The 12930-nt window shown below is 42.4% G+C and carries 11 protein-coding genes; 1 reads left to right on the top strand and 10 read right to left on the bottom strand.

Annotated elements, in window-relative coordinates:
* Positions 1–14 precede the first annotated feature (14 nt).
* The 3 genes from CSV72_RS04850 to CSV72_RS04860 all read right to left on the bottom strand — a co-directional run bounded on the left by CSV72_RS04850 (position 15) and on the right by CSV72_RS04860 (position 4620).
* Positions 15–1373 carry an acetyl-CoA carboxylase biotin carboxylase subunit gene (locus tag CSV72_RS04850; protein WP_099677375.1) on the bottom strand — a complete coding sequence of 453 codons (1359 nt, stop codon included), beginning with the start codon at positions 1371–1373 and terminating at the stop codon, positions 15–17.
* Positions 1374–1470: 97 nt separating this feature from the next.
* Positions 1471–3438: an acetate--CoA ligase gene (gene acs, locus CSV72_RS04855; RefSeq protein WP_099677376.1), complete on the bottom strand. Its 1968-nt coding sequence runs from the start codon at positions 3436–3438 to the stop codon at positions 1471–1473.
* Between the two features lie 42 nt (positions 3439–3480).
* Positions 3481–4620, bottom strand: a complete 1140-nt coding sequence (locus CSV72_RS04860) for an acyl-CoA dehydrogenase (RefSeq protein WP_099677377.1) — start codon at positions 4618–4620, stop codon at positions 3481–3483.
* 239 nt (positions 4621–4859) lie between these two features.
* On the opposite strand from CSV72_RS04860, the gene CSV72_RS04865 reads away from it, so the two are divergent.
* On the top strand, positions 4860–6668 hold the full coding sequence (locus CSV72_RS04865; RefSeq protein WP_099677378.1) for a helix-turn-helix domain-containing protein: 1809 nt from the start codon (positions 4860–4862) through the stop codon (positions 6666–6668).
* Positions 6669–7403: 735 nt separating this feature from the next.
* On the opposite strand, the gene CSV72_RS16850 is transcribed toward CSV72_RS04865, so the two are convergent.
* The 7 genes from CSV72_RS16850 to CSV72_RS04895 all read right to left on the bottom strand — a co-directional run bounded on the left by CSV72_RS16850 (position 7404) and on the right by CSV72_RS04895 (position 12930).
* The gene (locus CSV72_RS16850) at positions 7404–7814 is read right to left on the bottom strand and encodes an SRPBCC family protein (RefSeq protein ID WP_199170052.1); all 411 of its coding nucleotides are present in this window, start codon (positions 7812–7814) and stop codon (positions 7404–7406) included.
* 3 nt (positions 7815–7817) lie between these two features.
* Positions 7818–8141, bottom strand: a complete 324-nt coding sequence (locus tag CSV72_RS16855) for an ArsR/SmtB family transcription factor (RefSeq protein WP_199170053.1) — start codon at positions 8139–8141, stop codon at positions 7818–7820.
* A gap of 334 nt (positions 8142–8475) precedes the next feature.
* Positions 8476–9186 carry a dihydropteridine reductase gene (locus CSV72_RS04875; protein ID WP_099677379.1) on the bottom strand — a complete coding sequence of 237 codons (711 nt, stop codon included), beginning with the start codon at positions 9184–9186 and terminating at the stop codon, positions 8476–8478.
* A 126-nt stretch (positions 9187–9312) separates the two neighbouring features.
* Complete coding sequence (locus CSV72_RS04880; RefSeq protein ID WP_099632898.1) at positions 9313–10104, bottom strand: ABC transporter ATP-binding protein; 792 nt, start codon at positions 10102–10104, stop codon at positions 9313–9315.
* 10 nt (positions 10105–10114) lie between these two features.
* On the bottom strand, positions 10115–10876 hold the full coding sequence (locus CSV72_RS04885; protein ID WP_099677380.1) for an alpha/beta hydrolase: 762 nt from the start codon (positions 10874–10876) through the stop codon (positions 10115–10117).
* 16 nt (positions 10877–10892) lie between these two features.
* Complete coding sequence (locus CSV72_RS04890; RefSeq protein WP_099677381.1) at positions 10893–11930, bottom strand: FecCD family ABC transporter permease; 1038 nt, start codon at positions 11928–11930, stop codon at positions 10893–10895.
* Entirely contained in the window at positions 11923–12930 is a 1008-nt protein-coding gene (locus CSV72_RS04895; RefSeq protein WP_099661197.1) for a FecCD family ABC transporter permease, read from the bottom strand. Before CSV72_RS04895 ends, CSV72_RS04890 begins: the two co-directional genes overlap by 8 nt.

A 12930-nucleotide genomic window follows, 5' to 3' on the forward strand; every position in this document is an offset into this window, starting at 1 on the left:
CAGTGTCAATTCATCTACTTTTGTTTTATCTTTTTCTTCGTCAAATACTTTTCCACAAATTCCGTTGTCGTCTCCCCAGAACGGAATGCTTCATGCGCTGCTACTTCCTGTAGCATCGGAATATTTGTCTTGATACCTTCTATATGGTAGTTCGAAAGCGCTTCCTGGAGCCGGTCGATCGCTTCGTCGCGGTCTTTGCCTTTGACGACGAGTTTCGCGATCATTGGGTCGTAAAACGGTGTGACGACTGACTCGCCGTGGACTGCCAATTCGTGACGGATGCCCGGTCCTTCCGGTAGCTTCAGTTTCGTGATCGTCCCTGGTGAAGGGAAAAATGTTTTCGGATCTTCTGCGTAAATCCGCACTTCAATTGCGTGCCCATTGCGTTTGACGTCTGCCTGCGCAAATGAAAGTGTTTTTCCCGCTGCGATTTCAAGCTGCTCTTTCACTAAATCAAGCCCCGTAATTTCTTCCGTAATCGGATGCTCTACTTGCAGTCGTGTGTTCATTTCAAGAAAATAGAAGTTTTGATCTGCATCGACTAAAAACTCGATTGTGCCAGCGTTTTTATAGCCGATAGACTTCGCTGCTCTAACCGCCGCTTCACCCATTTTTTTTCGGGTCTCTTCCGAAATGAATGAAGACGGTGCTTCTTCCACAACTTTTTGGTGGCGGCGCTGGATTGAGCATTCGCGCTCCCATAAGTACACTGTATTTCCTTCATTGTCCGCTAAAATCTGAATTTCAATATGGCGTGGTTTTTCGACGAATTTTTCAATATACATCGCGCCGTCTCCGAAGAAATCAGTAGCTCGTTTTTGATTACCTTCGAACGCTTTGCCGATTTCATCTGCGCTGTGGACGACTTGCATACCGATTCCGCCACCGCCTGCAGATGCCTTCAGCATAACCGGATAGCCGATGCTTTCCGCCACTTCAATCGCTTCTTTCGCGTCTGCAAGCGAACGGGTGACACCCGGTACGACTGGAACACCGGCTTTTTCCATCGCCTTGCGCGATGCAATTTTGCTGCCCATTTCAGAAATGACTGCTGGTGAAGGCCCGATGAACACGAATCCTTCTTCTTCGCAGCGGCGCGCAAATTCGGCATTTTCAGAAAGCAGACCATAGCCTGGATGGATCGCTTCTGCTTTCGACTGATGAGCCGCTTCTAAAATTTTATCGATTTTCATATAACTTTCCGTTACACGGGGTCCGCCGAGCAAATATGCTTCATCCGCTTGCTTGACATGGACAGCTTCCGCATCTGCTTCAGAATAGACACCGACCGTCTTAATGCCTAGCGCTCTGCATGTACGCATAATACGGGCCGCTATTTCCCCGCGGTTTGCAATCAAAATCTTTTTAAACATGACTTTCACCCTTTCAATTTATCATGTAACAAGCTTTTATCAGTATCAATTTAAGAAAGAGAAGGACGGCCACAAAAAGACCGGCTCTGCTGTTCATTTATTTGCCCGCAGTATTCGCTTCCATGACGCTCTGAAGTTCCTTAACTGTCGATGGATCTTCAAGTCCCGTCACATCGCCTGCAACACTGCCTGTCGTAACGATTTCTTTAATCAGACGGCGCATAATTTTTCCACTCACCGTTTTCGGCAGTGAGTCGGTTATGACGATCTCTTTCGGTAGGGCTATTTTCCCGATTTGACGAATGATGTTTTCTTTAATCCGTTCTTTAACTTCCTGCCCGTCTGCTGCATTTTCAGAAAGGCGAACGAAAACTAAAGGCACTTCTCCTTTAATTTCATCCGGCACACCAATGACCGCGCATTCCGCCACGCCTGAACATTCGAGCACAGCACTTTCCATTTCCATCGTGCTCAAACGGTGACCTGCGACATTGAACGCATCGTCGGAACGGCCGACTACCCAAATATAGCCATCTTCATCGATCAGTGCGAGATCGCTTGCATAGTAGCTGCCGTCAACTTGGCTGTAGTAGGAACCGTAGTAACGTTCCGGTTCTCTCCAAATCGTCCGGCACAGCATCGGGAACGGCTGTTTAATAATCAAGTTGCCGAGCTGCCCGGCTTTCACGGGTTCGCCGACTTCATTGACGACATCCAGCACCGCGCCTAAAAATGGCTTGCCGGAAGAGCCGGGTTTCATCGGCGTCAGCCATGCTGCTCCTGAAATCGGTGAGCCGGCTGTTTCGGTCTGCCCCCAAGTGTTGTTAATATAAACTTTTTTCTTGCCGAGCACTTCATATGTCCAGTGCCATGTCTCCGCATCGAACGGCTCACCGACGAGTGCGATTACGTCAAGACATGATAAATCAAACTGCTCGATTGGCTTCTCACCCATGCTTTTCAACATGCGCAACGCTGTTGGAGCGGTAAATAGTTTATTGACACGATATTTTTCAATAATTTCATAAAAACGTGTCTTCTCGGGATAATCGATCGCTCCTTCGTAAACGACTGTCGTGACGCCGTTCGCAAGAGATCCGACGATGCCCCAAATATGCATCGTCAACCAGCCGATATCCGCTGTACACCAAAATACGTCGTCATCTCGATGGTCGAGATGGTATTTCGCGTAGACATAGTTCTGCACGACAAATGCCGTCCCTGAATGCACGATCCCTTTCGGCTTGCCCGTCGTGCCGCTCGTATAGAAAACAATGCCGCTTTCATTTGCTTCAAGGCGCTCTGGTTCGCAATGAATGCTCGCTTTTTCCGTCAGCTCATGCCACCAGTAATCACGACCTTCTTGCATATCGATATCAATGCCCATGCGATTGACAACGATGACCGCTTCCACCGACGAAGTAGAAGGCGCTACTTGATCGACTTTTTCTTTCAAACGGATTTCTTTGCCGCGGCGCACTGTTGCATCCGCTGTGACGATGACTTTCGGTTCAAAGCTTTCAAGACGATCGGACAAAGAACGCTCGGAATAGCCCGAAAATACTGCGTTGTAAATCGCCCCGACACGGAAACAAGCGAGCACCGCTATGACCGCCTCCGCCAAGTTCGGCAGATAAATCGCGACACAATCGCCTTTTTTCACACCAAATGACCGAAGCACATTGGAAAAACGGTTCACTTCAGCAAGAAGCATCGAATACGTGTAAAACTTCGAATCGCCGTTCTCACTTTCCCAAATGAGCGCTGTTCGGTTACCGGCGCCGTTATGTATATGCCGGTCGAGTAAATTGATACTCGGATTTGTAATGCCCTCAACGAAAAACTTGAAATCGGGAAGCGTGCCGCTGATCGTCTCTGTCCAGGGTTCATACCATTCGAGCTCACGGGCTTGCTGATCCCAAAATGCAGCCGGATCTTCTTGGGACTGCTGGAGAAGTTCTTGGAAAGCTTCTGCGCTACCAATTGACGTCGAGCGCACCTTTTCTTCACTAGGATAAATAAGTTTACTATTTGCCGCTAATTGTAAAACTCGTTCAATATCCATTCAATCGCCCCTTTGTCAATTCATTAAAAATCCTTTCACAAATCAGCAACCGATCTGTTTTGCAATGACCATGCGCTGAACTTCGGACGTGCCTTCACCGATTTCTAAAAGTTTCGCATCGCGGAAGAAACGCTCAACTTGGTATTCTTTAATATAGCCATAGCCACCGTGAATCTGCACTGCTTGATCGCAGACCCGCATGCACATTTCAGAAGCGAATAATTTTGCAAATGCCGCTTCCTTTTTGAATGGACGGCCTTGATCTTTCAGCCAAGCTGCTTTATACACCATATTACGTGCCAGTTCTATATTCATCGCCATATCCGCGAGTTTGAACTGAATCGCTTGGAAGTTCGAAATGCTTCTACCGAATTGCTTTCGTTCCTGCGCGTAATTTAACGCCTTCTCGTATGCTCCCTGCGCGATGCCGACACCCATCGCAGCGATGCCAATCCGTCCACCGTCAAGCGTTGCCAAAAACTGTTTGTAACCGTTTCCAACTTCACCAAGAAGATTCTCTTTCGGCACACGGACGTTTTCCAAAATCAATTCCGTCGTGTTGGAAGAATGAAGCCCCATCTTTTCGTAGTTTGCGATTATCGTAAACCCTGGTGCATCAGTTGGCACGATAAATGCACTGATACCGTTCGTTCCTTTCGAACGGTCTGTAATCGCCGTTACAGCAAGATGTTTAGCATAACTCGCATTCGTAATGAAACATTTCGAACCATTAATGACCCACTCATCGCCTTCAAGTACAGCTGTCGTTTCTGTACCACCTGCATCGGACCCAGCATTCGGTTCCGTCAATCCAAACGCCCCGAACGATTCGCCCGTACAAATCGGCGTAAGATATTTCTCTTTTTGCTCCGGTGTGCCGAATAAATGAAGTGGCGCGCCGCCAAGTGAAATATGCGCAGAATATGTGATGCCTGTCGACGCACAGACACGGCTCAATTCTTCCGTAACGATCGCAAAACTCGTCGTATCCGCTCCGCCACCGCTGTACTCTTCCGAGAATGGTAGACCCATCAATCCGAGCTCTGAAAACTTTTCAAAAATCTCTTTCGGGAATTCCCCTGTACGATCGCGCTCATCTGCACCCGGCGCCACTTCCGCTTCCGCAAACTCACGAACCAGCTTGCGCACCATTTGTTGTTCATCCGTTAAATCAAAATTCATATCCAATACCCTCCATTCTTTCATTACATTCTGTCATTGCCGCAAATCGTGCTATTAACACTTGTATTGCAAACGCTTTCATCTATTCGTATACTTTCAATAGACACGCTTTCATTTTATTTCCAATTCACTTATAATTATAAACAATATAAAAAGTCAATTCCATGTGTGATTTTCCGAAAGAATTTGTGTGTTTTACACAAAAAACATAAAATACCATAAGGTTAGGATGATAGATTATGCAAGACACGTTAACTCACCGCCAGCTCAAATCTCTTGTACATGTTTCCACTGTCATTAACTCTTCATTAGATATTGAAACGATTTTCGACTTGATTATTGGTGAAGCAATTTCCGCAGTAGACGCAGCAGGAGGCGGTTCAATTTGGGTTTTCGACCAGCAGAAACAGCGCCTGATGGCCAAATCCGCGCATGGCTTGTTTTATCCACAAATCTTTAAATCTATTGAATTAAGCAGCGGCGAATCTATGACGGGTATGACGTTTCAAATGGAAAAAGGGCTAGTGTTTAAAAACGAAGAAGAAATCAAACAGGCGCTCGATACACTCACTCCTGACAACCGAACGCTTCTTGACGAATCGATTCCTGATAATTTCCATTTCACTTCGATAATTTCATCGCCGATTTTATCGAAAGGAACATGCATAGGCGTCATTACGCTTGATTCATTCGATAAATCACTTCATTTCAAAAAAGAGGATATGCAGCTGTTAGAGGCGATCGCCGAGCAAGCTGCCATCGCGCTCGAAAAATCGAATATTTATTATAAAGAAAAAAAGATTGTCCAGCAGCTGTCCCGCTCGATTGAAACGCAGCGCAACATCGCCAATCTCGTCGTCAACGGAGAAGGAATCCAATCCATTATCGACTATATTTACAAAACAATCGGCGAGCATATTTTCTTATTCGATGAAATAGGCGAACTGACCGCTTCTGCCTGCCGCACCCCTGTTTCAGAAGAGATGAAAAGCGAAGTACGACGCTTTGCGAAACAGAACGACCAGTCGCCCAATAGGCCGTACAGCGTCTCTAAAATCACGCTAGGCCCCGAAACGTATCAATTCATCGCACTGTCGCTACAATCGAAAATGAAGTCGCTCGGCACGCTCATCATCGTCTCAAAAGTTCCAATCGGAGAAGCCGGAATCAACGCGCTCGAACACATCTGCACGGTCATCATGCTCGAGCTCGTCAAAGTACAAGCTGTCTTTGAAACACAGCAGCGTCTGCAGGGCGAATTCATGACAAAAATATTATCCGGTCAAGCAATCGATGAAACATTAATGAAGCAGGCAAAAAATCTACAATTCGACTTGAACCGCAACTACATCGCCGTCAGTATCAACGTCGAAAACAAAGACAAATTGCAGCACGGTGCTATCAGCGAAAACGTCATCAACAACCTGCTCCATATGACAAATAAGTACTTCCTGGAAAAAAACTCGCAAGGCGCTGCGCTCATCGATCAAAACAAGCTTGCCGCCTTATTCTCCTACCCTGCCAAACTGCAGACAGCAAACCAAGTAGGTAGCATTAAACAACTCGCCTTGCACTTGCAGCAGGAAATCGAAAAAACATACAGTGAACTCGACATCACTATCGGCATCGGCAGAATGAAATCAAACCTTTCCGCCGCACATGAATCGTTCAAAGAAGCTGAAAAATGCATCACATTCATGAAAAGCTACCATTTTGAAGAACGCGCCCTGTCCTACACAGATCTCGGCATCCAGCGTTTCATCTTACAAAATTCAGAAGAAGAACTGCTCGATTTCGTCCACGAAGTCATCGGCTCGCTCATTCATTACGAACAAACTCGCAAAGGGGACTTGTTGCAAACACTACTTACCTATTTGCGTCAAAACCAAAACATCAAACGAACCGCTGTCGCCCTTCACGTCCATACCAACACGCTAAACTACCGCCTAAAACGGATTGAAGAAATTCTTTCAACCGATCTGACAGATGGCCAGCAATTATTTAACATTCAACTGGCGGGGAATATTTACCACTATATTAAACGGTGACAAGGGTATGGGCTCCATATCACTGTTTTCATCCAAATAGCTGAGTTGTATAATTATCCGGTTCCTTCGTATCATGAAGTTTGTAAGCAAAAGCTTAAAGTAAAGTTAGTATGGGATTTTGATCCGAAATCCTAAAGATCTATTAATGCATAGTAGAGAATTAATCGGTTGTTGCATTCGTCACTGACAACAACTGCTGAATCAGATGAACTTGGCGAAGCGAGCTATTGTGAATGCTGATAAAATCCCTATAGACGTAAAGTTAAAGACTTTGAAATTTTTACCGATATCTGAACAAATATAGGTCAAGCATTCGTATCATGGGGCTAAGTGATCGACCACTATCTCTGGACAGATATCGCGATGATGTTCAAAACGTTTTTGTCGTACAAATTAAATTCTGCTTGAATTAGCTGAATACGAACAAAGAAAAACACCGCGAACGTCAATTTTCTTAACGTTTACAGTGCTTTTCATTCTATCTTCTCTTAAGAATTTCATAACGCAGTAGTAAGGATGCAAATATCCAACCATCTACACTTTATTTTATTTGGCTTTATTTTATTTCAATAAAAATGATTGGTTACTATTCAAGTGGAGCAGATGTATAATTTCTAATTCTCCTTAATTCGAAAAACAGAATACTAATTGGAAATGACGCCCATTTAGTGTTCTGTTTATTGTTACTTATTATACGCTACCAAGGCTTGTTCTGTTAGCTAAAGCCACAAGCAATCATTGTTCCACTATTTTTTTAAGTTGCTCTCCAAAATTCGTCCAACTGTATTTGGCTCCTTCAATAGCGCCTTTGGTTGCTTTTGTTTGTTCACTGAAACCAGTTTGTTGAAAATGTACATGCGTATTACCATCTGAACCTGTTTTTAACGTCCATGTGATCGTAGTCGTTTCACCAGCACTTGCCCAAGTGTATGTTAATATGTGAGGTTCCTCTACTTCGAGAACCTCACCATTAACGATTCCATCCCACCATTCATTTGGCTCAGAACGAAATTGGAACTTTTCTCCGATTACTGGTGAAAAGTCATTTTGCCATATCCATTTTGCCAGCATATCTGAATCTGTTAACGCCTTCCACACTTGCTCAATCGAACTTGTAAATTGAAAGTCTAATGATACATCTGCCATTGTCTATTCCTCCGATACCTTTTGTTTTACATGTGCTACTTTTTCTATCCAGAAATTCTCATGAAGTGATACCCAGTCTTTAATTTCTTGCAATGGGGTAGCATTTATTCGATATCTTGTTTCTCTTCCTACTTTACGTACAGTAACTAGGTCAGCCCCTTTAAGAATAGCCAAATGTTTAGATATGGCAGTACGCCCCATTTGAAATTCCGAAGTTAGCTCGTACAAAGGTAATTCATCTGCCTCTGCCAGCAAATATAGCAATTTACGTCTTGTTGGATCAGCGATAGCTACATACACATCACGTTTTTGTTTTCTTTCGCTCATAACCTCCCACCTCGCATATAGGACACCTAACAGTGACGTGTCAATGTTCATTCTTGACATAATTAATATACCTTTATTCACTCGTCGATAATTAAATTCAAAATCAACTTTTTTATTTGCATATTTCTTCATATTCCTTCATTTTACTAATAATCACAAAATACTCTCTTCAATTTTAAAAGACACAAATCCTTAGTTAGGACGTGTGCCAATTGGGAAAAGCTTTGTCAAAGTGATTACTTACTTCACTGGTTTCCTGCTAAAATCCATGTCATTATTTAAAAGTTTTTAAAGGAATATTACACAATGATCTTTATTAAAGTCTGACTAAATTTTACATATCAATCGATAAAAACTCAGGCAACGAATGTTCATGCTTGTCGATCATAATTTGTTCAGGTTTGATGCCCTGCTCACGTAGAACTGCAATGTTCTGCAATAGGAATTCGTCACTGCCGACAACATAGAAGAGTCCCTCTTTGTCTGCCGAAAGACTTTTCACTTCTTCATAATAGTCTTTACGAGTGTCGACGAATTGTGATGTGAAATTCTTGTCAGGTGCGGACTCAAAAATATTCGTGAATAAGAAATTATTTGATGAGTCGATGTTCAACGAATGAATGTGATTGACGTGATCAGCACGATCGAAATAATCAAGTACAAGCGGTCTAAAAGTTGCCAGACCGACGCCTGATGACAGCAAGTAAACATTTTTGTCTTCTCTTTTAAGCGGTACATTTGAGTGTGTTTTAAAGATTGCAACCTCATCGCCAACCTCAAGTTTTCTTAATATGTTTTTAAACTCAGAGCACTGCTCTCTGATGCGTGTTGTGATACCGATGAAATTTTCGTGCGGTAAAGTGGAGATTGACATGTGACGAATCAAGCTACGGTTTGGTTTATCTCCCGCATTAAAACCTTCCAGTGCGAAGTGGGTGTGGGAACCTTCTTCCCATGTAAAGTCTTTCGGACAGTCGAGCATATACGTTTTAACCTCAGGTGTTTCTTCTATAATAGTATTAATTTTAGTCCAGTATATTTGCATTATATATTCTCCTTAGCTAATTATATGTATCATTAATATAACTTTAATTAAAATTGAATACATCTCTCTAAGAGGCTAAAATAAGCCTGTTGATCCCACATATACTAGTTAAATCACAACATGTATTCATAATACACTCGTATTTAATTTCCCATAAGATAAGCATATTGGCTTTTGACTAAAAGGACAAATCGATAGGATTGCTTGAATTTGAAAGATCTGCTGCAAATGTTCACAAGTAACGACGCGCTCTGGTATACCTTCTGTTACAATTTCACCATTATACATAGCTATTAAGAAATCTGAAAAACGAGAGGCGTGATTTATATCATGCAACACCATCACAATCGTTTTCCCTTGTTCTTTGTTGAGTCGTTCTACCAATTGTAAAACATCAAGTTGATGCGCCATGTCAAGATACGTCGTCGGTTCATCTAATATTAAAATATCTGTATCTTGAGCAAGCGCCATCGCAATCCATACACGTTGTCGCTGACCCCCAGATAATGCTTCAATGGGTCGCTCTTGAAATTCAGTTAAGTTTGTTGCTTCTAGCGCCCAATCAATCGCCTCAATATCTTCTTTTTTTAAACGACCAAAACTTGATTGATGTGGAAAACGACCATATGCCACGAGCTCATATACCGTTAATCCATCGGGTGCTTCCGCTGTTTGGGGTAAGATGGCCATCTTTTTCGCGATTTCTTTCGTGCTTGTCTCATGAATCGCTTTTTGATCGATAAAGACTGCGCCATGACTTGCTTGTAAAATACGAGAAATAGTTTTTAATAAAGTAGATTTGCCACATCCATTTGGTCCAATAATTGTCGTGATTTGTCCTTTAGGTATCGCGACACTTAGTTCTTCAATAATGATTTTCGAGCCATAACCGACAGTAATTTCTTCAACATCAATCATTCCATTCACCTCACTTATTTTTCATTAAAAATCGCAATGCTTGGCACATGCTGGCTGGAATGATGGACATGTGATTTTCATCCGGAGATGTAAACATTTCGACCGATTGCAGGGGCAAAGATTTCAGATGGTTATATAGAGATTGTACATTTTCAAACATCTTATGCTTTTCCTGTTGTTCTGACGCTATAAAGATCACACTTTCTATAGGAGTGATTTTCAAAGCATCCTGTAGTATTTGCTCTTGGTTCCACCAAAGAGATGGACTGCAAATATAATAATGTGTGAATAATTCCGGCTCCAAAATAAGCGTTTGAACTAGAAATAGTCCTCCCAACGAATGGCCAAAAACAAGTTGCTTGCGAACATCCATTTCGACTTCTTGTCGAACCATTCGTTTCACTTTTTTTAATACCTTTAAAAATTCTTCCGCACCGCCAGAGGTAGGCCACGGTACTCCCGATGGCCGTTCTGGTAAGTTGACAACTTCACTTTGTGGTGTGAAATCATATATACGTAAAGGTGAAAAGATTTCTTCTTGTGCATATCCTATCGATACAATTACCGCAAGAGGTACGCCTGTTTTTTCGGTGCGTTGTGCTTGCAACATCACAACACTTTCGAAAAGAACACCGTAAGCATTCCCATCCAATATATAAAACACAGGATACCCTTCCTCTGGTGCTGGTTCCTTAGGGATGGCAATTTTAATTCTATAGTCAGTCTCTGATATAGAATGACGTATTGACTTCACTATATGTGTATAAGCCATAACCAATCTCCATTCTTTATGCCCGTACTTTTCGGCTATTTCGCATTAATAAATAAATGAAATAAGGTACGCCAATAATTGAAATAACAATTCCAACTGGCAATTCAGCAGGTGCAAAGACCACCTTACCAATCCAATCTCCTGTTACAACAAGAATCATTCCGATAATACCGCTCATCGGAATGATATGTTGATGATGAATACCCACTAATCGCCTTGATATATGAGGAGCTAGTAATCCGACAAATGCAATGCTTCCGGAAACAATCACACTTGCACTGATCAATCCAACCGCCCCCATTACCAACAACACGCGTTGTCGGTTTATCCGAACCCCTAAACCAACAATCGTTATATCATGGAGTTGTAACACATTTAGAATGGGTGCTTTCCAAACGAGTAACGGAATGATTAGTAGAACCCAAGGTAACATAGATAATACTTGTTGCCATGATGCACTATAAATACTTCCTGATAACCAAACTGTCGCCATTTCAAAATCTTTAGGATCCATCTTCAATGAGATAAAAAGGGTAAGCGCACCAAAACCAGAATTCAATGCAATACCAACTAAAATCAAACGTTTTGGATCGAGCTGGCCTTGATGACTTGAAAGTATAAATAGCAGGAGAGTAGCGAGGACTCCACCAAGCCATCCCCATACAGACACCCCGACGATCGAGAGACTTGACATCTCATTCACATTCCCCTGAACAAAAAACATATAGAGAACCACCGTGAGTCCTACACCAGACTGAATACCTAAAATACCTGGATCGGCTAAATTATTTTTCGTCACACCTTGTAAAACGGCTCCTACTACTCCCAGTGATAAACCGACTAGAACACCAATTACTATTCTAGGCATCCTAAAACCAAAGATCACAAGTTCATGATTTGGAATATGATCGACACCAAATAACGTTCGGAACGTTTCAGATACCGTCAATGGGTATTGACCACTTGTAAGACTCAAATAAATAACGAGTAACGTAAATAGGATTCCAATACCTGCTACTACAAAGAAACGCTTATTTAGATTCAGCTTAGGCATAACGCTTCCCTCCCTTTGTTTGAATCAGATAAAGGAAAAAAGGTACGCCTACAAGTGCCGTAATGACACCGACTGGAGTTTCAAATGGTGGGTTAATCAAACGGCTTACTATATCCGCCCATGCAAAAAATAGCGCACCGAACAATCCGGCGTATAGAACAATCTTTTTATAATCTTCACCGACTAAAAAACGTGTGATATGCGGAATGATTAAACCAATAAAAGTAACTTTACCAACCAAAGCTACTGACACACCTGTTAACAGTGCGACACTCACTAATGTCAATGTTTTCATCACCACTAGGTTAATTCCTAAACCTTGTGCAACTTCATCTCCTAGGGAAATGGCTGTAATAGACTTTGAAACGTAAAATGCTAAGAAAAGTCCGATGATCGCTAAAGGTACAGACCATTGAAGCATGACCGGATCAATTTGATGAAGTCTCGTATTGTACCAAAAACTGATATTTTGTGATATTTGAAAATATGTTGCCAGAGCTTGTGATACGCCGTTCAAAAACATACCTAGAATTGTTCCGATAATTACAAGTGATAAAGGCGACATGCCACCTGGCACTAGCTTGGCGACTCCAAAAACAAACACTGCGCCCATTAAAGAACCTATAAATGAAAAGATTAGGAGGGTAGCAGGTTGAACGTTCGGAAGAAATATCATTGACAATGTGATAACAAAAACCGAACCGTCGGTCACACCCATAATGCCGGGGGAGGCCAAGTAGTTTCTCGTCATTCCTTGCATAAGCGCTCCAGATATCGCGATGAAAGCACCGATCAACAAAGCACCTAGCACCCTTGAGATCCTGGAAGATCGTATGATTAGATGTTCCATATTCGTTTGATCAAAATGAACCAAGGCTTGCCATATTGTTAAAACCGAATAACGACTAGCCCCATACATGATTGAATACGTTATTGTAACGATAAATAAAATCAATAGGAAAAGGATTAATACAATCTTATTCTTTCGAATTATGGACAT

The sequence above is a fragment of the Sporosarcina sp. P20a genome, assembly GCF_002743175.1.
In the GTDB taxonomy this organism is placed as follows: Bacteria; Bacillota; Bacilli; order Bacillales_A; family Planococcaceae; genus Sporosarcina.